Below are 21,929 nucleotides of genomic sequence, written 5' to 3' on the forward strand. Positions count from 1 at the left end.
AGCGTCTGAAACAAGCCTGGACTTGGCTCCGCTCACCGCATTCAAGGTCTGGCTGAAGTCGCTGGTGGGAAAGCGGCAGGGGAAGGCCCCGGAATCGGGCGACATGGCTGAAAACGCGGCGGCCACCGCAAAGGCCTTGCAAGCCGGCCTGGAACTGACGTCCGAAGGCATCATCCTGCTCGACGACCGCGGCCGGGTGGTGGCTTTCAACAGTGGCGCCCATGCGCTGGCGCATGCCGCGCTGGCCGACATGCGCGGTGCTGACTTCTGGGACGCCATCCCGGAAGACATTGCAGAAAGCCACCGCAGCGCCGCCGAACAGGCACTGCGGGAAAGCGGAAGCCATCAGTTTGTTGCCCGCTACCCGTTTGAAGACCAGTGGGTCGAATATTGCCTGCGCCAGCATGCCGACGGCCTGCTGGTGACCCTGAAAGACGTCACTGCGGCCCACCGGGCTTCACGCCAGCTGCGCGAGAGCGAGTCCTGCAACCAGGCCTTGTTTGATGTCCATCCGCAGGCGATGTGGCTGTTCGACGTGGGCTCCGGCCATGTCCTGGCGGCCAACAAGGCGGCCGCTGCCCTGTACGGCATGACGCAGGACGAACTCGGAGAATTTTTTGCTGCTCAGCTTTTTCCCGAAGGCGAAGGTGCTGCCGTGCTGGCCTCCTTGCCGGTGGGCGATTTCCACGGGGAAATGCGGCTTTGCACGCAGAAGAAAGCCGGGGGCCAGCCCATGCTGGTGGAGCTGGCCTGCAGCAGCGTGCAGTGGCAGCTGCGGCCGGCGGTGATGGTCAGTGTCACAGACGTTGGTGCACGCCATCTTGCCGATGCGCACCTGCAGCGCATCAACGAGGAACTCGAGTTGCGTGTCGGCCAATGCACCGATGAACTGCAGCGCAGCCGCAGCGAACTCGATGCCTTCACGAGCGCGATGCTGCACGACCTGAAATCCCCCTTGCATGTCATCCATGGTTTCGCCAGCACCCTGGCGGAGCGCTACGCCGCCACGTTCGACGCGCAGGGCCGGCACTACCTGGCCCGCATCCAGGCGAGCACCCACCAGCTCGCCCGGCTGATGGATGACGTGCGTACCCTCACTTATCTGCCGCACATGCTGATGGCGCCGGAGCAGATGGACCTGGTCCCGGTGTGCCAGCGCCTGATGGACGACTTGCGCAGGCGCGAGCCGGGCCGGCAACTGGTGCTCGAGATGGAGCCTTCCCTGCCCCTGGTCGGCGACAGAAAAATGCTGGTCATCGCGCTGGCTTGCCTGCTGGACAACGCCTGGAAGTTCACTTCCCGCAAGGAGCAGGGGTGGGTCCAGGTGGGCTTGAAGGCCGATCCGGCGAGCGGCAACCTCGTGTTGCAGGTCTCGGACAATGGCATTGGGTTCGACGCCGCCTATGCGGACAAGCTGTTTACCGCTTTTCAGCGCCTGCATTCCTCCGCCGACTTTTCCGGCAGCGGGCTCGGCCTGGCGATTGTCAGGCGCGTGGCACAACTCCACGGCGGGCAGGCCTGGGCGGTTTCGGCGGACCAGGGCGGGGCCAGTTTTTTCATGTCCCTGCCGCAGGGCGCCGACCTTCCTGGGCCGGAGAACCTTCCGGCCTGATGCGCCCGCTCAGGCCTCAGGCAGTTGTATGGAAGCGGTAAATGCCGTCCGCGCCCAGCTGGCGCTGCAGCCGGCCTTCAAACCACAGCGTATGCAGATGGGCCACCGCCTCCCCCATGGCGAAGGTGGTCTGGTGCAGGTCCAGCGGGCGCTTGAACATCACCGGCAGGATGTCTGCGCCGCTGCAGGGGCTGGCACTGCACGCTTCCATCACTTCAGCCAGCCGGTCGCGGTGGTGGTCATGCAGCTGTGTTATCCGCGTGTGCAGGCCCTTGAAGGGTTTGCCGTGCGAGGGCAGGGTCAGCGTGTCCTGGCGCAGAGGCAAGAATTTGTCGATCGACTGCAGAAACAACGTCAACGGGTTGGACTCCGGCTCTGTGTCGTAGACGCTCACATTGGTAGAGATGCGCGGCAGGATCATGTCGCCGCTGATGAGGGTGTGGATCTCGGCGCAGTGCAGTGCCATGTGTTCGGGCGCATGGCCGTAGCCGCTGATACAGGTCCAGCTACGCCCGTCAATGGCAATCACCTGGCCGTCCATCAGGCGGTGGAAGCGGCCGGGCACGGCCGGCACCAGGCCGGGGTAGTAGTTGGCGCGCGCCCTGATTTTTTCGAGTGATTCCGGATCGGTCAGCCCGTGCGAGGCGAAGAACGCGGCTGCGCTTTCACCGCCGAAGCCGGTGCTGTTCTGGGTGCTGAGGCGGGCCGTGTGGTAGTCGGTGGAGCTGATCCACAGCGGCGCGTTCCAGCGTTCGCACAGCCAGTGCGCCAGGCCGATATGGTCCGGGTGCATGTGGGTCACGATCACCCGCAGGATGGGCAGGCCCTCCAGTTCTCCGGCAAAAATCTGCTCCCATTGCGCCTTGGATTCGTCCCTGCTGATGCAGCAGTCCACCACCGTCCAGCCCTGCACCAGGCCTTGCGGACCCGGCAACTCGTCGCGCAACAGCCACAGGTTGATGTGGTCCAGCGCAAAAGGCAGGCGCATGCGCAGCCACTTGACACCGGGTGCCACCTCCAGCGCACCGCCGGACGGCGGCAGGCTGTCGCCGAAGGGGTAGTGCAGCTGGGCTTCCTGTGCATTCATCTTGTAAGATCACCGGTTGGATTGACGTTTACGTTAACGTAAGCTGGTTCCTGCATTACACCCGAATTACCGAGCGGCTACACGAGGGCCCTGTCACCAGGGTTTCACCACATGGCAACCACGACCACGCACTCCATCAGCGATCTGGCCAAAGAGTTCGACCTGACCACACGCGCCATCCGTTTTTACGAAGACATGGGCCTGCTGCAGCCGCAGCGTGAAGGCCCGGGCGGGCGCAACCGCGTGTACAGCGCGCGTGACCGGACCCGGCTCAAGCTCACGCTGCGCGCCAAGCGCCTGGGCCTGAGCCTGACCGAAGCCAAGGAAATCATCGACACCTATGACAGCCCGCGCGACACCGGTCCTCAGCTCAAGAAATTCCTGGCGGTGCTGGCGCAGCACCGCAAGCAGCTCGAAGAGCAGATGGCCGACCTGCAGGCCAACCTCGACGAGGTGAAGGTGCACGAGAAGGAAGCCCGCGCCTTGCTGGCCAAGACAGCCAAAACTGCAAAATAGGCCATAATTGACGTTTACGTAAACGTCAATCAGGAACCAGTCATGGAAGCACCCCCGTTCGAGCCCCGGGACCCGGGCTACGCGGACCGTGTGAAGGACAGTTTTGCCCGCCAGGGCGCCATGGGCACCTTGGGCGCGTCGCTGGGGAGCATCGAACCCGGCCGCGTCGTCATCGAGCTACCCTGGGCCGCCGGCCTGAGCCAGCAACACGGCTTTCTGCATGCGGGCATGGTGGCCACCGCGCTCGACTCGGCCTGCGGTTATGCGGGCTTCACGCTCATGCCGCCGGACGCCGGCGTGCTGACCATCGAATACAAGATCAACCTGCTGGCGCCCGCCAAGGGCCAGCGCTTTCGCATGGTGGGCCAGGTCATCAAGCCCGGGCGCACCGTCACCGTGACCGAAGGGCGCGCGTACGCCATCGACGGCGGCCGCGAAAAACTCATTGCCACCATGGGCGCCACGCTGATGACCATCACCGGCCGTGACGACGTGAAAAACTGACACCCACAACAAGGAGACCCCTCATGAACAACCTGCCCGGACTCAACTTCCAGCTCGGCGAAGACATCGACGCGCTGCGCGACGCGGTGCGCGAATTCGCCCAGGCCGAAATCGCACCGCGCGCCACTGAAATCGACGCCAACGACCAGTTTCCCATGGACCTCTGGCAAAAAATGGGCAGCCTCGGCGTGCTCGGCATCACCGTCAGCGAGGAATACGGCGGCGCCAACATGGGCTACCTGGCGCACATGATTGCCATGGAAGAAATCAGCCGCGCCAGCGCCTCGGTGGGCTTGTCTTATGGCGCGCACAGCAACCTGTGCGTGAACCAGATCAAGCGCAACGGCACCGAAGAGCAGCGCAAGAAATACCTGCCCAAACTGATCAGCGGCGAACACGTGGGCGCCCTGGCCATGAGTGAGCCCGGCGCCGGCAGCGATGTCATCTCCATGAAACTGAAAGCCGAGGACAAGGGTGGTTATTACCTGCTCAACGGCAGCAAGATGTGGATCACCAACGGCCCCGATGCCGACACCCTGGTGGTCTATGCCAAGACCGAACCCGAGCTGGGCGCGCGTGGCGTGACGGCCTTTCTCATTGAGAAAGGCATGAAAGGCTTTTCTGTTGCGCAGAAGCTCGACAAGCTGGGCATGCGCGGCTCGCACACCGGCGAGCTGGTGTTCAGCAATGTCGAGGTGCCGGCACAGAACATCCTGGGCGGCCTGAACAGCGGCGCCAAGGTGCTCATGAGCGGGCTCGACTACGAACGCGCGGTGCTCACCGGCGGGCCGCTGGGCATCATGCAGTCCGTCATGGACAACGTGATTCCCTACATCCACGACCGCAAGCAGTTCGGCACCAGCATCGGCGAATTCCAGCTGATCCAGGGCAAGGTGGCCGACATGTACACCGTGCTGCAGGCCGGGCGCTCCTTTGCCTACACCGTCGCCAAAAACCTGGACCTGCTGGGCACCGAACACGTGCGCCAGGTGCGCAAGGACTGCGCCTCGGTCATTCTCTGGTGTGCCGAAAAAGCCACCTGGATGGCCGGCGAAGGCGTGCAGATCTTCGGCGGCAACGGCTACATCAACGACTACCCGCTGGGCCGCCTGTGGCGCGATGCCAAGCTGTATGAAATCGGCGCCGGCACCAGCGAAATCCGCCGCATGCTGATCGGGCGGGAGCTGTTTGCCGAGACGATGTAAGGCGCCGCTCAGGCCACAATAGAGCTTATGACCTCTTCCATCAAAGACCTCTTCATCCATAACCGTGCCTGGGCCGAGCAGATGGAGCGCGAGCGCCCCGGCTTTTTCACGGGCCTGATCAAGCAGCAGACGCCGCGCTACATGTGGATAGGCTGCTCCGACAGCCGGGTGCCCGCCAACCAGATCACCGGCCTGGAGCCGGGCGAGGTGTTTGTGCACCGCAACGTGGCCAACATCGTGGTGCACTCCGACCTCAATGCGCTCTCGGCCATCCAGTTCGCGGTCGAGCGGCTCAAGGTCAAAGACATCATGGTCGTCGGCCACTACGGCTGCTCGGGTGTGCAGGCCGCACTGGAAGGCGCACGCATCGGCCTGGCCGACAACTGGATACGCCACATCCAGGATGTGCGGCACCGCCACCGCCAGCTGCTCGATAGCCTGCCCGAGGCAGTGCGCGCCAACGCCCTGTGCGACATCAATGTCATCGAGCAGGTGGTCAATGTCTCGGTCAGCACCGTGATGGTGGACGCCTGGGCGCGCGGCCAGGAGGTCAGTGTGCACGGCTGGGCCTTCGGTGTGCATGACGGCCTGCTGCAGGACCTGCAGATGAGCATCGGCAATCCTGACCAGCTTGATACGCTTTACAGCAAGGCGGTAGACCGGGTTTGGGACGTCTGGAGCGCCGACAAGTACAAAAACAGCGCTGCAAAGGCATAGCCGTGTTTCCCCAGCGCCTCGACTCCCCGCTGGCCTATCAGGTCGCCAAGGCGATGATGGACGGCTTCAACCGCCACTACCAGCTGTTTCGCACCGAGTCGGCGCGCGCCAAACACCGGTTTGAAACTGCCGACTGGCACGGCCAGCAGCGGGCGCAGCGCGAACGCATCGAGTTTTACGACCTGCGCGTGCGCGAGGCCTCCATGCGGCTGGAGCGCGAGTTCAAGGCGGGCGAGCAGCCCATGGACGTCTGGCACCAGATCAAGCTGCATTACATCGGCCTGCTGGTGGACCACCACCAGCCCGAGCTGGCCGAAACCTTTTTCAATTCGGTCACCACCAAGATCCTGCACCGCAGCTACTTCCACAACGACTTCATTTTTGTCCGGCCCGCGGTCAGCACCGAATACATCGAAAACGACGAGCTCGCCACCCAGCCGACCTACCGCGCCTACTACCCCCAACGCGACACGCTGCACGAGCACGTCGTGCGCATGGTCAATGACTTCGAGCTCCACATCGCGTTTGAAGACCTGGCGCGTGACGCCGGGTATGTGGTGGAAGAGCTGAACAACCGGCTGGGTGAAGTCAAGCTGCGCGCCAATTTCCAGATCCAGGTGCTCTCCAGCATATTTTTCAGGAACAAGGGCGCCTACATCGTCGGCAAGCTGATCAATGGGTTCAGCGAGCTGCCCTTTGCGCTGCCGCTGCTGCATGCCAGATCGGGCAAGCTGGCGATTGACTCGGTGCTGATGGGCGAGGACGACCTGCTGATCCTCTTCAGCTTTGCACGCGCCTACTTCATGGTGGACATGGGCATTCCGTCGGCCTATGTGCAGTTTTTGCGCAGCATGATGCCGCGCATGCCGCGCGCCGAAATCTACAACGCGCTGGGCCTGGCCAAGCAGGGCAAGACCCTGTTCTACCGCGACTTTCTTTACCACCTGCGGCACTCGACCGACAAGTTCCGCATTGCGCCCGGCATCAAGGGCATGGTCATGCTGGTGTTTGACCTGCCGTCCTTTCCCTACGTGTTCAAGGTCATCAAGGACTATTACCCGCCGCAGAAAGACACCACGCGCGAGCAGATCAAGGGCAAGTACCTGCTGGTCAAGCAGCATGACCGTGTCGGCCGCATGGCCGATACGCAGGAGTACAGTGAAGTGGCCTTTCCGCGCGAGCGTTTTGACGACGAGCTGATTGCCGAGATCGAAAAATTCGCCCCCAGCCAGCTCGAGATCAGCGACCGCGACGGCGACGGCAACATCGAAGTCATCATCAAGCACGTGTACATCGAGCGGCGCATGATCCCCTTGAACATTTACCTGCAGGAAGCGTTCGACGCCGGCGTTGACGACCCGTTCGCCAGGAGCCAGATCGAGCGCGCCGTGGTCGAGTACGGCAACGCCATCAAGGACCTGGTGGCCGCCAACATCTTTCCCGGCGACATGTTGTGGAAAAACTTCGGTATCACGCGGCACGGCAAGGTGGTGTTCTACGACTACGACGAGATCGAATACATCACCGACTGCAATTTCCGCAAGGTGCCGACACCGCGCAATGAAGAAGAGGAAATGAGCGGCGAGGTCTGGTACTCCGTCGGGCCCAAGGACGTGTTCCCGGAAACATTCGAGCCCTTTCTGCTCGGCAACGACGCCGTGCGCGAAGTTTTCATGAAGCACCATGCCGACCTGCTCGACGCCACCTTCTGGCAGCAGCACAAGGACCGCATTGCCGCAGGCCATGTGCACGATGTGTTTCCCTACGAGCGCGACCGGCGCTTTGTGCGCAAATACGCGGAGCAGAAAGCCTGAGCCCATGAGAGACGCTTGGGAATACGCCAGCTTTGTGGTCACCACGCTGGCCCTGCCGTTCGCGATTTTTTTCTTCGCCCTCGAGCAGCGCAAGGAGCGCAACAACGAGGAGGAAGAGGCCTACCAGCTGCTGTCCGACGCCTACAACGATTTCCTGAAAGTCGTGCTGGCCAACCCCGACCTGCACCTGCGCACCAACGAGCCGCTGGTCATGCCCACGCGCGAGCAGAACGAGCGCACCATGATCATCTACGACATGCTGATCTCGCTGTTCGAGCGCGCCTACATCGTCGCCTGGAGCGAGCGCATGAGCGAGGTCGAGGCGCGCCGCTGGAACAGCTGGGACGACTACATGCGCGAGTGGTGCCAGCGTGAGAGTTTTTTCAATGCCCTGCCGCTGTTGCTGCGCGGTGAAGACCCGGGTTTCCAGCAATACATCCTGCGTGTCGCCCAGGAAGAGCGCGGCACCGTCATCCAGCTTGCCTGACCTGTTCAACTTACCTGAAGGAGAAAACCATGTCCACATCCACCGCTGATTCCATCGTCATCCTGGGCGCAGCCCGCACCCCCATGGGGGGTTTTCAGGGCGACTTTTCCAGCCTGTCCGCCCACGACCTGGGCGGCGCCGCCATCAAGGCCGCCATCGAACGCTCGGGCATTGCACCCGAAAAAGTCGATGAAGTGCTGTTCGGCAACTGCCTGATGGCCGGCCAGGGCCAGGCGCCCGCCCGCCAGGCCGGCTTCAAGGGCGGCCTGCCGGCCAGCACCGGCGCCGTCACCCTTTCCAAAATGTGCGGTTCCGGCATGGAAGCCACCATGCTCGCGCACGACCAGCTCATCGCCGGCAGCCGCGACGTGATGGTCACCGGCGGCATGGAGAGCATGACCAATGCGCCGCACCTGCTGCTCAAGGGCCGCAGCGGCATCCGCATCGGCCACGACCGCATTTTTGACCACATGATGCTCGATGGCCTGGAAGACGCCTACGAACCCGGCCGTGCCATGGGCACCTTCGGCGAGCAGTGCGCCGAGAAGTACCAGTTCACGCGCGAGGCGCAGGACGCCTTTGCCATTGCCAGCGTGCAGCGCGCCAAGGCCGCCACCGAGTCCGGCGCCTTCAAGGCCGAAATCACCCCCGTCACCGTCAAGGGCCGCGCCGGCGATACCGTCATTTCCATCGACGAAGGCCCGGGCAAGGTCAAGCTCGACAAGGTCGCCACGCTCAAACCCGCCTTCAAGAAAGACGGCACCATCACCGCCGCCTCCAGTTCGTCCATCAACGACGGCGCCGCCGCGCTGGTGCTGGCGCGTGCGTCCACCGCCAAAGAGCTGGGCGCCACGCCCATTGCCCGCATCGTCGGCCACGCCACCTTTGCGCAGGCCCCCGAGTGGTTCACCACCGCACCTGTAGGCGCGGTGCAGAAGCTGCTCAAGAAAATCGGCTGGAGCGTGAAAGACGTGGACCTGTGGGAAATCAACGAGGCTTTTGCCGTCGTGCCCATGGCCGCCATGAAAGAGCTCGGCATCAGCCACGACATCGTCAACGTCAACGGCGGCGCCTGCGCGCTCGGTCACCCGATCGGTTGCAGCGGTGCCCGCATCATCGTCACGCTGATCCATGCGCTGAAAGCCCGCGGCCTTCAACGCGGCGTGGCCACCTTGTGCATAGGCGGCGGTGAGGGCACGGCACTGGCTGTAGAGTTGCTATAAATAGAATAGCTGCTTGCGCCCGCCAGATAAGGGCCAGCGGCCAATTTTGCTTGCAACTTCACTGACATGAGCACTGTCCTCGTCATTGGCGCCTCGCGCGGTATCGGGCTGGAGTTTGTGCGTCAGTACCGGGACGCCGGCGCGCGCGTGATCGCCACCGCGCGCGACGACGCCGGGCTGGCACGCATCCAGGCACTGGACGCGACGGCGCTGCGTGTCGATGTGGCCGACCCGGCCAGCGTCAGTGGCCTGGCCTGGCAACTCGACGGCGAGAAAATCGATGTGGCGCTGTATGTGGCCGGAGTTTTGGCGGGCGGCAATGCGGGCGACCCACCGGCTGCCGATGTGTTCGATCAGGTGATGCGCACCAATGTGCTGGCGCCCATGCGCGTTCTGCCGCAACTCGTGGAGGTTCTGGCGCCTGACGCCCGGCTGGTGGTCCTGTCATCCCGCATGGGCTCTATCGGGCTGCGCACCAATGGCAACAGCTGGCTGTACCGCGCCTCCAAGGCCGCCGTCAACTCGGTGGTCAAAGACATATCGTTTGGCTTGCAGGGCAAAGCCATCTGCGTCGCGATGCACCCCGGTTGGGTCAAGACCGACATGGGTGGCGCTGGCGCCGATCTCGATGTCACGCAAAGCGTTGCTGACATGCGCACCACCGTGGCCAGCCTGCGCGCGGAACACAATGGCACTTTCATCAACCACGACGGCCAGGCATTGGCCTGGTAGGTACTCTCATGATCCTGACCCAAGACCAGCAAATGATCCGCGACGCCGTGCGCGCATTTGCGCAGGCCGAGCTCTGGCCCAACGCCGCGCGCTGGGACAAGGAGCACCACTTCCCGGTGGAGGCGCACAAGGGCCTGGCCGCGCTGGGGGCTTACGGCATCTGCGTGCCCGAAGAGTTTGGCGGCGCCAACCTCGACTACCTCACGCTGGCCTTGGTGCTGGAGGAAATTGCCGCCGGCGACGGCGGCACCAGCACCGCCATCAGCGTCACCAACTGCCCGGTCAATGCCATCCTCATGCGTTACGGCAATGCGCAGCAGAAAAAGCAGTGGCTCACGCCGCTGGCGCAAGGTGAGATGCTGGGCGTGTTCTGCCTGACCGAACCGCACGTGGGCAGCGACGCCTCTGGGCTGCGCACCACCGCGGTGAAAGAGGGCGATGAGTACGTGATCAACGGCGTCAAGCAGTTCATCACCAGCGGCAAGAACGGCCACGCGGCCATTGTGATTGCCGTCACCGACAAGGGCGCCGGCAAAAAAGGCATGAGCGCCTTCATGGTGCCGACCAGCGCGCCCGGTTATGTCGTGGCGCGGCTCGAAGACAAGCTGGGCCAGAACTCCAGCGACACCGCGCAGATCAATTTCGACAACTGCCGCATCCCGGCCGAGAACCTGATTGGCAACGAAGGCGAGGGCTACAGGATTGCCCTGGGCGCGCTCGAAGGCGGGCGCATCGGCATTGCCGCGCAGAGCGTGGGCATGGCGCGCAGCGCGTTCGAGTTTGCCGTGTCATACGCCAAGGAGCGCCAGAGCTTCGGCACCGCCATCTTCAACCACCAGGCCGTGGGCTTCCGCCTGGCCGACTGCGCCACGAAGATAGAGGCGGCCCGCCAGCTGATCTGGCACGCCGCCAGCCTGCGCGACGCCGGCCTGCCTTGCCTGAAGGAAGCGGCCATGGCCAAACTCTTTGCCAGCGAAATGGCCGAAGAAGTTTGCAGCGCCGCCATCCAGACGCTGGGCGGCTACGGTTATGTGAACGATTTCCCGGTGGAACGCATCTACCGCGACGTGCGCGTGTGCCAGATTTATGAAGGCACGAGCGACGTGCAGAAAATCATCATTCAACGGGCACTTTGAGCCCCCACGGTCGTTCACTGCGTGTAACTCCCTGCCCCCCGAGGGGGCCGCTGCGCCTGCGGTCCGGCAAAGCCGGTCCCGCGGCCCCGGCTTGAATGAAGATCCCCATGGCCGTGCACTGCCGGTTTGTGGTGGAAAGCGCGCCGTAAACTTGTCGATCCGTTTGCAACCCCCAGCAGGAGACAACACCATGCCCATCACCAAAGGATTCCGCGCCCTCGTCGATGAGGCCATGGCGCAGGTCAAGACCTGGAGCGTTGAAGACGTCCGGGCCAGGCTCCAGGACCCCGGGGTGCAGATCGTTGACATCCGCGATGTGCGCGAGCTGGAGCGCGAAGGCACCGTGCCCGGCGCGCTGCTGGCGCCGCGCGGCATGCTGGAGTTCTGGGTGGACCCGGCTTCGCCCTATTTCAAACCGGTGTTCGGCGACGAAGACAAGGAGTTCATCCTGTTTTGCGGTGCCGGCTGGCGCAGCGCGCTGGCCACCAAGACGCTGCAGGACATGGGCATGACCAACGTGGCGCACATCGACGGCGGCTTTGCCGAATGGAAAAAGCAGGGTGCGCCCATGGAAACCCTGGAAGCGCACAAGCAGGCCCACGCAGCGCGCCAGCCGGGCTGACAGTGGCCGCCTGCCCCTGCGGCCGGGCCGATGCGCGCGGCCGGCCACTGGCTTACGCTGCCTGCTGCGGCCGCTTCATCGAGAATTTTGAGGCCATGCCGGCGCCCGACGCCGAGCCCCTCATGCGTTCGCGCTACACCGCCTTTGTGCTCGAACGCGCCGACTACCTGCTCGCCACTTGGCACACCAGCCGCCGCCCTTCAGACATCTCGTTTGACCCGGGCGTGAAGTGGCTGGGTCTCGAAGTGCGGCAGCACCGCCTGCTGGACGCCACGCACGCCGAAGTTGAATTCGTCGCCCGCCAGAAAGGCGCAGGCAGCCCGGCCGTGCGCCTGCACGAGCGCAGCCGCTTTGTTCGCGAGGTAGGCCGTTGGTATTACGTAGACGGTGATCAGTTGTGAGCATGCTGAAAGCCGGGATAGACGGTGAACAGCTGCAGGCTGCACCGTTCCTGAAAGAACGCGGTTCAAGTGACAAGCGCAGCTTTCCAGCCACTTATGTCGTGGACCACCGCATGCACGCATCGTAGGAATGACCATCAAGCCATGCCTGTGGACGGAGTTCTTCCCGGGGCAAGAGGGCCATTGCCTGGGCAAAAGCGGCCTTGTCTCTGGCAAGACAAGCAAAGCTTGCGTAACGGTTCTTATATATTCGGTCGGGGTAGCGTGCAACCAGATCAGCAAAACTGGGCCTCATTTTCCCCCAATCCATTTTGGTAGCACCAAGCACCAGATCTTCCTCGGGTAGAAGCAAATAAAGTCGGGCGTACATGGACAGGCCTTCACTTGACTCCATGATCCGGCTTCGGTCTTGAATGAAGGCATCAATCACTTCCCAACTACCGCCCCACTTCGGGGTCATGCGATACAGAACAAGATCATAAAAAGCGAAAGCCCTTGGCCAGCGCTTTATTGCATTCCCAAACACTTTTTCAAATGAATTTTCAAGTTTTGGGGAATCCAGAACGACTTCCAGAAGCATGTAATGCCACAGAGGGGTGTCTTTTATCGAGGGCGAGGCCTCTAGAAGTTTTTTCTCAGCTTGCTGCAGCCGGATGGTAAAAAGTTCCCACGATTCCGGTGACACTGTGGCCGCATATCCGCTGCCACGCACCGTCCACGCCTGCTTGTGCAGTTCCATGGCTTCTCCGATGACGACAAAGGCCGAGCTGGGGAGAGCCTCTTTCCATCGGCTGATGAGATTGCCGTCTATTCGACCAGTGCTCGGAAGAAACGTGCTGATGGCCCGTGTGGCCGCGCGGAACTTGAGGTTCCCGGAGTCGAATCTGGCATCCGTGGTCGTGATGTCCGTCAAGCCCCGTTCAAAGAGCTCGAATTCTCCAAGCATGAACAGCCACTCCAGTTTGGTGACTGACTCGGCATAGCTTGTCCATACGTCCTCCAGCTTGCAACCCGGCAACATGGGGTCAGCTCCTTCCGCAAAGCATTTATTCCAGCGCTTGTCCCATGGGTAGCGCGGAAGACACATCTTCGTTTGCGGACGCGGTTCAGCGAAACACTCTTGTGGGCGCATGTCCCAGCCGTAGCGTGCAGGAGATTTCGCGGTAGCAGCCATCGCGGCGATGCACCCGATGGCCGTGATCGCAAGACGGATGGTGTGCCACAAGCCATTCATTCTGTAACCAGTCATTCTTCTTCCCATCCAACAAAAATTCAAAACAACCCGACGCAAGCGTCAATCAGACAACGATGGGATGCGGGTTGAGAGTGCCAAAGTTATATCGTGCTGCATGCTACCTCGTGGTGAAGTGCGAGATCGTTCAAATTTCGAATGGCGTGCAGGAACGCTTCTCCGGGTTGCTTTTTTTACTACTCAAGCGTTACCCGGTGATCGAGTTGTTGGGTAAATACGTCTCTGACAGTTGAGCCCGGCCCTGCGCCTGCACGAGCGCAGCCGCTTTGTTCGCGAGGTAGGCCGTTGGTATTACGTAGACGGTGACCACCTGGGATGAGATATAAAAGGAGCTTCCGGCCCTTGACTTGCAAGCGCTGGCTGCTCCTGTATTAATAGCATCTCGAATAAAAATGAATTTCATGACCGAACCGCGCGCTGCCAGTGCGGCTTCGTGGAGGCGGTGCCAGCCGCTGCTGTGGGCCGGTGTGTGGGGGCTGGTGTTTCTGCTCGGCCTGCATTCCCCGCGTGCCGCCGCAAGTACGCCGAACCTGCATGCCGGCAGCCCGGCGTCGTATGCGGCGCCGCTGCAGGTGCTCGAAGGTTTGCCCGCAAGCGCCACCGTTGAGCAGGTCGCGGCCATGGACGCCGCGCTGTTCAAGCCCCTGGTGAGCAGCAAGCGGTATGCCGTGAGTGCGGCCTCACCGCTCTGGCTGCGCATGACGCTGGCGCCGGGCGGCGTGGTGGACGGCACCGGTTGGCTGCTGGAATTCCCCACCGTGATCGTGGACCGTTATGAGCTGTTCCAGCGCGATGCCAACGGCGCGTGGCGCATGGCCGTGGCCGGCGATTTTGTGGCGCACGTGCAATGGCCCGCCGATTCGCTGCGGCCGCGTTTTCCCTTGCTGGTTCCCAGCGCGGACGCGCAGGACATTTTTGTCCGTGTGGTGCACCGCCTGCCCGTCAACCTGAGTCCCGTGCTGGTCAATGCCGCGGAGGCGTCCCGGCGCGACGCCGTCCAGATGTTGTGGGTGGGCCTGCAGCTGGGGGTGCTCGCCGCGCTGGTTTTCTTCTGCGCCCAGATGGCCCTGGCCTACCGTGACCGCACCTATGCCTGGTATGCCGGTTACCTGGTGCTGACCGTCATGGCCACCCTGTGCTACACCGGCGTGGGCCAGCGCTACCTGTGGCCCCACGCCACCATCTTTGCCAGCCATGCCATCGTGCTGGCGGTGATGGGTGCGCTGGCCTTCAACCTCCAGTTCACCCGGTCCATCTTCGGCGGGGTGCAGGGGCGCAACTTCCATCGCATGGCGCGCGTGCTGATGGCGCTGTGCCTCGCGTACATGGCTGCCAGCCCCTTCGTCCAGCAGTACGAGCGCATGGTGCCGATGTTTCATGTCATCACGCTGAGCGTGTTTGCCTTCACCATCACCTGCGCCTGGCGTGCCTGGCGGCGTGGCGTGGCCTTTGGCGGCTACTGGCTGCTGGTGTACGTACCCTATCTTGCCTGCGTGGCCTTGGCGCTGGCCGAAAGCTCGGGGCTGATCACCGCGCCCTGGCTGCCTAACGAAACCCCGGTCGCTGGCGCCCTGGTGGAGGGCGTGGTCATGATGCTGTGCATCAACGCCTGGAGCCGTCTGCGCCACGCGGACACCGTGCGCGAGCAGGCGGCCAAAGGGCACGACCCGCTCACCGGCTTCCTGAACCGCAAGACTTTTCGCGAGCGTGCCGCCCGCATCTGGCACGCTGCCCCCGCGCTGGAGCGCGACCTGGCCATCATCTATGTGACCGTGGAGCCGGCCGACCCGGACGGGCTGAACACCGTCGAGACCGAAGAGCTGCTGGCCCGCAGCGTGCGGCTGGTACGCACCATCACGCGCGACTTCGACACCGTGGGCCGGCTGGGCCGCAACATGCTGGGCATCGTGATGGAGGGCGTGACTCCCGGCGAGTCGCTCAAGGCTCGCCTGTCCCGGCTGGTGGCCTTGGGGCTGATGCATGATGCCGACGACCCCGCCTCCATGGCGCTGCGCTTCACCGTGGCGGTAGGCAGCCGCCGCAGTGAGCCGGGAGATTTCGCGTCGCTCGACGCGGCGCTGCAGGCGCTGATGGCGGACGACGGCAACACCCACCGCGCGATCCGTTTCCTGCATCCACCCGAAGTCGGCGGCGACTCCATCCCGGTGCGCCGTTTCGGCAGCGCACCGGGCCAGCTGGAATGAGGAGGCGGCCATCCGGCTGGGGCTCGGCGTTGGTACCATGGCATCTGGCGCGCGCTGGTTGCCGCTGCGCGCTTGAGCATGAAAAGTGCCTCTAGCCCTTATTCCACGGGCGCAAGCAGCTCCTGAATCAATAGCATAAATCATGACCCTGAAATTCGATGCCGTGTTGTTCGACTGTGATGGCGTGCTGGTCGACAGCGAGCCCCTCACCAATGGCGTGTTGCGCGACATGCTGGAAGAAGCCGGCTGGAAGCTCAGTTCCGCCGAGTGCATGCGCCTGTTCATCGGCAAGGCCGTCAAGGACGAAATCGCCATCATCGAGGCGAACACCGGGCGCCCGTTGACAACGCAGTGGCTCGACGAGTTTCGCGGCCGGCGGAATGAGGCGCTCGTCGAAGGCCTGCTGCCGATTCGCGGTGCGGTGGAAGCGGTGGCGCTGATTCACCAGCTGTACGACGGCCGCATTGCCTGCGGCTCCGGCGCCGACCGCTTCAAGGTGGAGCTGCAGCTGGAAAAGTGCGGACTCATGCCTTATTTCAAGGGCCGCATCTTCAGCGGCCACGAGCTGCCGCGCTCCAAGCCTGCGCCCGATGTTTACCTGGCCGCAGCCGCGGCGCTGGGCGTGGACGCCAGGCGTTGCGCGGTGGTGGAAGACACCGTCACCGGCGTGACCTCCGGCGTGGCCGCAGGCGCCACCGTCTTCGGCTACAGCCCGCCCGAAGCCGGGCACGACGCGCCCGAGGCCTTGCGGCAAGCGGGCGCCACAGCCATCTTCACCGACATGGCGGTACTGGCCAACCTGCTCGCGGCCAAATAGCGCAAAACCGCCCGGCGCCAAGGGATGGGCGCGCAGTGCTAAGCTGCCTGTCCGACCTCGTTCCAACTACTCCGAGAAAACCCTATGCCTGGATTGCTGCCCCACGTTGACCCTGATGGCCTGCTTGAATTTTCGGTGGTCTACACCGACCGCGCGCTCAACCACATGTCCAGGAGCTTCCAGGGCGTGATGACCGACATTTCCAGCATCCTGAAGGAGGTGTACAACGCGCCTTCTGCGGCGCTGGTGCCCGGCAGCGGCACCTACGGCATGGAAGCCGTGGCCCGCCAGTTCGCTGCCGGCAAACACGTCATGGTCATCCGCAACGGCTGGTTCAGCTACCGCTGGACGCAGATCTTCGACATGGGCAGCATTCCCGCCTCGTCCACCGTGCTCAAGGCGCGCCAGACCAGCCAGGGCGCGCAAGCCCCCTGGGCGCCCGCACCCATTGCCGAGGTGCAGGCCGCCATCGCCAGGGAAAAACCCGCCCTCGTGTTTGCCCCGCATGTGGAAACCGCTTCCGGCATGATCCTGCCCGACAGCTACCTCAAGGCCGTTGCCGAAGCCGTGCACGCCGTGGGAGGCCTCTTCGTGCTCGACTGCATTGCCTCCGGCGCCATGTGGGTCGATATGAAAGCCACCGGCGTGGACGTGTTGATCTCGGCCCCGCAAAAAGGCTGGAGCAGTTCCCCCTGCTGCGCCATGGTTTTGCTCAGCGAGCGTGCCCGCACTGCCATAGAAGGCACCACCAGCTCCAGCTTTGCCTGCGATTTGAAGAAGTGGCTGCAGATCATGGAAACGTATGAAAAAGGCGGCCACGCCTACCACGCCACCTTGCCCACCGACGCCCTCACGCGCCTGCGCGCCGCCATGAAGGAAACCCAGGCCTACGGGTTTGCAAAAGTGAAAGCCGAGCAGGAAGCTCTGGGTAGCAAGGTGCGCCAGCTGTTCGAAAGCCGCGGCCTGCCCAGCGTGGCCGCCGAAGGCTTCAAGGCGCCCGGCGTGGTGGTCAGCTACACGACGGATGCTGACATCCAGTCCGGCAAGAAGTTTCTGGAGCAGGGTCTGCAAACCGCAGCCGGCGTGCCGCTGCAGTGCGACGAAGGCGCCGACTTCAAGACCTTCCGCATCGGCCTGTTCGGGCTGGAGAAGTGGCACCAGGCTGACCGCACGGTCGGCCAGCTCGCCGCTGCGCTGGACCGCATTGGCCTGAAGGCGCCGGTGGCCGAAACGGTGGCCGGCTGAGGCTGGCCCGTTCCTGCGTTTTCCGTTTCGTATTCCTTTTCCCTTTTTAATCTGAAGAAGAGATGTGCCCATGAAATGCGCATTGGTAGGCTCCCGTTTTTTTGCTGCCTCTGTTTTTGAGGCGCTGCGCAAGGAAGAAGGCATAGAGTTCACCAGCATCGTCGCCCCGGCGGCCGATGACCGGCTCGCGCTGGCGGCGCAGGCGGCGGGCATTGCCGTGCATGTGCTGGCCAACCCCAAAATCGTGCCGGGCGAAGCCATTGCCGAAGGCACCGACCTCATCATCGCCGCGCACACCCACGCACGGGTGAGCGACGAGGCGCTGGCGCGCTCGCGCCTGGGTGGCATCGGCTACCACCCCTCGCTGCTGCCGCGGCACCGCGGCATTGCGGCTGTGGAGTGGACCATCCTCGAAGGCGACGCCATTGCCGGCGGCTCGGTCTACCACCTGGCCGATGGCTGGGACGCCGGCGCCATCGCCGCGCAGGACTGGTGTTTTGTCAAAAAGGGCGAAACCGCCCGCGAGCTGTGGGAGCGCGCCCTCGCACCCATGGGGCTGGCCCTGCTCAGCAAGGTGGTGCAGATCGCCCGCAAGGAAGGCCGCGTGCCCGCCAACCAGCAAGACACGACCTTCGCCACCCGGGCACCGATGATCCGCCGCGCTGTGGTGCTGACCGAAGAAGCCTCGCCTACAACCGCCTCGCTGGTTGTCTCCATCGTGGGGGCTGACCGCCACGGCATCGTGAGTTCGCTGGCCGAGCGCGCGCAGCGTTTCGGCGCCAACTGGGCCGCCAGCCGCATGACCCGGCTGGCCGGCGAATTTGCCGGCATGGTTCACTTCGAGGTGCCGCGTGACAACGCCGATGCCCTGGCTGCCGCGCTGCGCGGGCTCGAGTCCAGCGGCCTGCAGGTGGTCGTCGCCAAAAGCAACGGCGCAAGCGTACCCACCTCGCTGCGCGTAGTGGAGCTGGAGCTGGTGGGCGAAGACAGGGTGGGCATCGTCAGCAACCTCACGAAGATGCTCGCCGAGCGCGGCATCAGCATCGAGAACATCCACACCGACATCGTGCGCAGCGGCGTGTCGGGCAAGCAGACCTTCAAGGTCGAGGCGCATTTGCTGGTGCCAGCTGCTTTGTCCATCGAGGCCCTGCGGCGCGAAGTCGGCACCCTGGCCAGCGAGATGATGGTTGACATCGCCCTTGGCGAGCGACAGGCCGATAGCCATGCACCTGCCCGCACTGCACCGGCCGGGCTTTCCGCGCCGACCTGATTGCTTCCCGGGAGAGGGCTGGGGTGAAGGTTTTTGTCCAGAAAATGGAACAAAAAAAGCCCGCAGCCCTTTATTGACGGGCGAAAGCAGCTATGAAAATCGTAGTAAATCCAGTTGCCCTCCTTAGCGGCAGGGCGGCGCTCAGCCCGTGAGGATGGGGCGTAACGTGTCAATCTCGCTGGCCATGAATTCAAAGAAGGCCGACACCCGCGGCGTGCGCCGCAACTGGCGCGTGGTGAGGAGCCGCCAGATGCGCGTCAGCTCGGGCACCGGGCCCAGCACCCGCACCAGGTCGGGTTCGGCGTCGCCCAGCGCCGTCGGCAGTGCGGCCAGACCCACATTCGCTTTCGCCAGCTGAACCAGGCCCAGCACGCTGCCGCTGGTGGCCACGACGCGTGCGCCAGGCGCTGCCTGGTGCAGCCACTGCGTGGAGCGGTGTTTGCCCATGCTGGCGTCCAGGCCGATCCAAGCGTGCTGCGTCAAGTCCTCTGTGCGCGCCGGGCTGCCCTGGCGCGCCAGGTAGTCGCGGCCCCCGTACACCGCCCACAGCGAATCGGCCACCTTGCGGCCGATGAGCTGGTTGTCCACGGTGTCGCCCGAGCGCAGCGCCACGTCGGCTTCGCCCTTGCCCAGGTCCACGTAATGGTCGCTCACGACAAACTCCACGCGCAGGCCGGGGTGCCGTGTCTGCAGCCGCTCCAGCAAGGGTGATCGGGTGATGCGTGCCACCAGCGGTTCCGGGCAGGTCAGGCGGATGACCCCGTTCAGCTCGCGCGCGGAAGACTGCACGACGTTCTGCAGGGCCAGCATGTGCTGCTCAACCAGCTGCGCATGGGGCAACAGTTGCTGGCCGTAAGCGGTCAGCCGGTAACCGCTGGGGTGCCGCTCAACCAGGGGCTGGCCAATGCGTTGTTCAAGCCGGGTGATGCGCCGCTGCACGGTGGACTGGTCGGTGTTCAGCGCGCGGCCTGCGGCGGTGGTGCTGCCGTGGCGCGCCACAGCCAGGAAATGCTTGAGGTCATCCCAATCGAACATGTGAGCTCCGCGTCGGTGCGGCCCCATTATGCAGTTCTGCGGGTTGTGGGCGGCCACTTCGCTGTCTAGACTGGGCTTTCCGGTGTTCAGGCAAAAAGCCTTCGCACCCCTCGTCAAGGAACACACCATGAATGTTCATTTCCACCCCCGCCGCACATTTTTGATGCAGGCCTCGGGCCTTGCCGCGGGGCTGGTGGCCTCGGGCCTGCCCTGGCCCGCCCCGGCCCAGCCAGCGTCTGAGCAGCTCAGCATCCTGTGCACCGGTCCGGCCGGCAGCATTCCTGACATTGTTGCGCGCCGCGTGGCCGAGCAACTGACAGGCCGCCCTACGCGCAATGTGCTGGTGGACAACCGGCCCGGCGCTGCGGGCCAGATCGCCGTGAATGCGCTGAAGGCGGCCCCGGCAGACGGCAGCGTGCTGTTGCTGGCACAGGGCGCCATCGCTACTGTGTACCCCTACCTGTACGCCAGGCTGGCCTACGACCCGGCATTCGATCTCCGCCCGGTCTCGCTGGCGGGCGAGATGACGCTGGGCCTGGCCGTGGGCCCGGCGGTGCCGCAGACAGTCACCAACGTGCAGGAACTGGTCACCTGGATGCGGCGCAACCCCAGGCTGGCCAATGTCGGATCACCCGGCACGGGCACTGTGCCGCATCTGCTCGAAGCCATGCTTTTCCATGCGGAAGGCCTGCCATGGCAACACGTGATGTATGCCGGCGGGCCCCCCGCGCTGGTGGACCTGATGGGCGGGCAGATTGCCGCGCTGGTGTTGCCCGAAGGCCTGTTGCGGCAGCACCGGACGGCGGGCCGGCTGCGCGTGCTGGCCACCTCGGGGGCGCGCCGCAGCGCCTATCTGCCCGACGTGCCCTCGCTGGCCGAGCAGGGCTACCGCGACCTGATCGTGCGCGAGTGGTTTGCGTTTTTCATGCCCGGGCGCACCCCGCCCGCAGTGGTGGACAACACCTCGCAGGTACTGCGTGCCGCGCTCGCGCAGCCGCAGCTCGTGGCGGCCTATGCAGAGTTCGGCATGCAGGCGGCATCCAGCACCCCGGCAGACCTTGCCGCGCGCATCAGCGCCGAGCAGCGTGACTGGGAGCCCGTCATACGCGGCAACAGCATCCGGGCCGACTGATGGCACCCGCAGCAGCAGTGGTGCAACACCACCCCTGGGACAAGGCCGCCGAAGGCTGGAGCCGGCATTCGTCACTGGTCAACAGCTGGTTGCACGATGTCACTGTGCGCATGCTGTCTTCAGTCAGCATTGCAGAAGGCGGACGTGTGATGGACGTGGCCGCCGGTGCAGGTGGCCAGACCATAGACATTGCCAGGCGCGTCGGCCCCGGCGGCGCGGTGCTGGCGACTGACATTTCGGCGCGCATTCTCCAGCTGGCCAGCGAGAACGCCCATGCGGCCGGCGTGAGCAATGTGACCACGCAGGTCGCCGACGCCCAGCAGCTCGGGCTGGCTGGCGCAGGCTTTGATGCAGCTGTCTCCCGGCTGGGCCTGATGTTCTGCCCGCAGCCGGTGCTGGCGCTGCGGGAAATGGCCGCCGCCCTCCGGCCGGGCGGGCGGCTGGCTGCGGTGGTGTTTTCACAGCCGCAGGCCAACCCCTGTGTGGCCATCCTCATGACGACTGCCCTGCGGCATGCCGGCCGCACAGCGGCCTCACCCTTCGAGCCCGGCACACTGTTCAGCCTGGGCAAGCCGGGTGTGCTGGCCGAGCTGCTGGAGCAGGCCGGCTTTTCGGACATCAAGGTGGAGCCTGTCACTGCGCCCATGCATTTGCCATCCAGCCGCCACTACCTGGACTTCATACGTTCTTCGGGTTCGCCCATCATGGAAATACTGGCGCCGCTCCCGGTGCCAGCGCAAAACGACGCGTGGGCCGACATGGAGGAACAGCTCAATCGCTTCGCCAGCGCCGATGGTTGGTGCGGCCCCAACGAGCTGTTATTGGGCAGCGGGCGGCTGGGCGCCGCAGACGTCCCGGCCTGATGAGCGGGGGGGGGTAGGGGTCTGCGGGCGAAACCTGTGCATCAAATCGGCCTCC

At 64.1% G+C, this 21,929-nt stretch carries 21 protein-coding genes and 1 pseudogene; 19 read left to right on the top strand and 3 right to left on the bottom strand.

Translation table 11 applies throughout. The features are described 5' to 3' along the window. Window positions 1–22: 22 nt before the first annotated feature. Complete coding sequence (locus tag WA904_RS00855; protein ID WP_425195240.1) at window positions 23–1,612, top strand: sensor histidine kinase; 1,590 nt, start codon at window positions 23–25, stop codon at window positions 1,610–1,612. Between the two features lie 16 nt (window positions 1,613–1,628). Here WA904_RS00855 and WA904_RS00860 read toward each other — a convergent pair whose 3' ends face one another. Continuing rightward, window positions 1,629–2,699, bottom strand: coding sequence for an MBL fold metallo-hydrolase (locus WA904_RS00860; RefSeq protein ID WP_425195241.1), 1,071 nt, complete (start codon window positions 2,697–2,699; stop codon window positions 1,629–1,631). 111 nt (window positions 2,700–2,810) lie between these two features. On the opposite strand from WA904_RS00860, the gene WA904_RS00865 reads away from it, so the two are divergent. The 11 genes from WA904_RS00865 (at window position 2,811) to WA904_RS00915 (ending at window position 12,056) form a co-directional block, all read left to right on the top strand. Next, window positions 2,811–3,215, top strand: coding sequence for a MerR family DNA-binding transcriptional regulator (locus WA904_RS00865; protein WP_348070558.1), 405 nt, complete (start codon window positions 2,811–2,813; stop codon window positions 3,213–3,215). A 42-nt stretch (window positions 3,216–3,257) separates the two neighbouring features. Then, on the top strand, window positions 3,258–3,719 hold the full coding sequence (locus WA904_RS00870; protein ID WP_425195242.1) for a PaaI family thioesterase: 462 nt from the start codon (window positions 3,258–3,260) through the stop codon (window positions 3,717–3,719). Between the two features lie 23 nt (window positions 3,720–3,742). After that, window positions 3,743–4,924 carry an isovaleryl-CoA dehydrogenase gene (locus tag WA904_RS00875; protein WP_425195243.1) on the top strand — a complete coding sequence of 394 codons (1,182 nt, stop codon included), beginning with the start codon at window positions 3,743–3,745 and terminating at the stop codon, window positions 4,922–4,924. Window positions 4,925–4,951: 27 nt separating this feature from the next. Further along, window positions 4,952–5,641, top strand: coding sequence for a carbonate dehydratase (can, locus tag WA904_RS00880; protein ID WP_425195244.1), 690 nt, complete (start codon window positions 4,952–4,954; stop codon window positions 5,639–5,641). Window positions 5,642–5,643: 2 nt separating this feature from the next. Beyond that, window positions 5,644–7,455, top strand: a complete 1,812-nt coding sequence (gene aceK / locus WA904_RS00885; RefSeq protein WP_425195245.1) for a bifunctional isocitrate dehydrogenase kinase/phosphatase — start codon at window positions 5,644–5,646, stop codon at window positions 7,453–7,455. Between the two features lie 4 nt (window positions 7,456–7,459). Next, the gene (locus WA904_RS00890; RefSeq protein WP_425195246.1) at window positions 7,460–7,942 is read left to right on the top strand and encodes a hypothetical protein; all 483 of its coding nucleotides are present in this window, start codon (window positions 7,460–7,462) and stop codon (window positions 7,940–7,942) included. A 29-nt stretch (window positions 7,943–7,971) separates the two neighbouring features. Next, window positions 7,972–9,165: an acetyl-CoA C-acyltransferase gene (locus WA904_RS00895; protein WP_425195247.1), complete on the top strand. Its 1,194-nt coding sequence runs from the start codon at window positions 7,972–7,974 to the stop codon at window positions 9,163–9,165. Window positions 9,166–9,231: 66 nt separating this feature from the next. Beyond that, window positions 9,232–9,897 (top strand): SDR family oxidoreductase, encoded by a 666-nt coding sequence (locus WA904_RS00900; protein ID WP_425195248.1) that lies wholly within the window; start codon window positions 9,232–9,234, stop codon window positions 9,895–9,897. Window positions 9,898–9,905: 8 nt separating this feature from the next. After that, window positions 9,906–11,033: an acyl-CoA dehydrogenase family protein gene (locus tag WA904_RS00905; RefSeq protein ID WP_425195249.1), complete on the top strand. Its 1,128-nt coding sequence runs from the start codon at window positions 9,906–9,908 to the stop codon at window positions 11,031–11,033. 190 nt (window positions 11,034–11,223) lie between these two features. Beyond that, window positions 11,224–11,655 (top strand): rhodanese-like domain-containing protein, encoded by a 432-nt coding sequence (locus tag WA904_RS00910; RefSeq protein ID WP_425195250.1) that lies wholly within the window; start codon window positions 11,224–11,226, stop codon window positions 11,653–11,655. A gap of 2 nt (window positions 11,656–11,657) precedes the next feature. Next, entirely contained in the window at window positions 11,658–12,056 is a 399-nt protein-coding gene (locus WA904_RS00915; RefSeq protein WP_425195251.1) for a YchJ family protein, read from the top strand. A 94-nt stretch (window positions 12,057–12,150) separates the two neighbouring features. On the opposite strand, the gene WA904_RS00920 is transcribed toward WA904_RS00915, so the two are convergent. Next, complete coding sequence (locus tag WA904_RS00920) at window positions 12,151–13,305, bottom strand: DUF4034 domain-containing protein (RefSeq protein ID WP_425195252.1); 1,155 nt, start codon at window positions 13,303–13,305, stop codon at window positions 12,151–12,153. Window positions 13,306–13,546: 241 nt separating this feature from the next. On the opposite strand from WA904_RS00920, the pseudogene WA904_RS00925 reads away from it, so the two are divergent. The 5 genes and pseudogenes from WA904_RS00925 to WA904_RS00945 form a co-directional block, all read left to right on the top strand. Beyond that, window positions 13,547–13,627: pseudogene (locus tag WA904_RS00925) on the top strand (YchJ family metal-binding protein); the annotation flags it as partial. A gap of 82 nt (window positions 13,628–13,709) precedes the next feature. Then, window positions 13,710–15,512: a 7TM diverse intracellular signaling domain-containing protein gene (locus WA904_RS00930; RefSeq protein ID WP_425195253.1), complete on the top strand. Its 1,803-nt coding sequence runs from the start codon at window positions 13,710–13,712 to the stop codon at window positions 15,510–15,512. Between the two features lie 148 nt (window positions 15,513–15,660). Next, the gene (locus WA904_RS00935) at window positions 15,661–16,329 is read left to right on the top strand and encodes an HAD family hydrolase (protein ID WP_425195273.1); all 669 of its coding nucleotides are present in this window, start codon (window positions 15,661–15,663) and stop codon (window positions 16,327–16,329) included. A gap of 84 nt (window positions 16,330–16,413) precedes the next feature. Further along, on the top strand, window positions 16,414–17,574 hold the full coding sequence (locus WA904_RS00940) for an aminotransferase class V-fold PLP-dependent enzyme (RefSeq protein WP_425195254.1): 1,161 nt from the start codon (window positions 16,414–16,416) through the stop codon (window positions 17,572–17,574). A 70-nt stretch (window positions 17,575–17,644) separates the two neighbouring features. Continuing rightward, window positions 17,645–18,844, top strand: coding sequence for a formyltransferase family protein (locus tag WA904_RS00945; protein WP_425195255.1), 1,200 nt, complete (start codon window positions 17,645–17,647; stop codon window positions 18,842–18,844). A gap of 141 nt (window positions 18,845–18,985) precedes the next feature. Here the strand turns inward: WA904_RS00945 and WA904_RS00950 are convergent, their stop codons facing one another. After that, window positions 18,986–19,879 carry a LysR family transcriptional regulator gene (locus WA904_RS00950; protein WP_425195256.1) on the bottom strand — a complete coding sequence of 298 codons (894 nt, stop codon included), beginning with the start codon at window positions 19,877–19,879 and terminating at the stop codon, window positions 18,986–18,988. A gap of 127 nt (window positions 19,880–20,006) precedes the next feature. Between WA904_RS00950 and WA904_RS00955 the strand changes: the two genes are divergently transcribed. Both WA904_RS00955 and WA904_RS00960 read left to right on the top strand, forming a co-directional pair. Continuing rightward, on the top strand, window positions 20,007–21,011 hold the full coding sequence (locus WA904_RS00955) for a tripartite tricarboxylate transporter substrate-binding protein (protein WP_425195257.1): 1,005 nt from the start codon (window positions 20,007–20,009) through the stop codon (window positions 21,009–21,011). Further along, on the top strand, window positions 21,011–21,874 hold the full coding sequence (locus WA904_RS00960) for a class I SAM-dependent methyltransferase (protein ID WP_425195258.1): 864 nt from the start codon (window positions 21,011–21,013) through the stop codon (window positions 21,872–21,874). The genes WA904_RS00955 and WA904_RS00960 overlap by 1 nt, the downstream gene beginning before the upstream one ends. The last annotated feature ends 55 nt before the right edge of the window (window positions 21,875–21,929 follow it).

Origin of the sequence: Polaromonas sp., from assembly GCF_049790275.1 — a bacterium.
Lineage (GTDB): Bacteria > Pseudomonadota > Gammaproteobacteria > Burkholderiales > Burkholderiaceae_C > Polaromonas.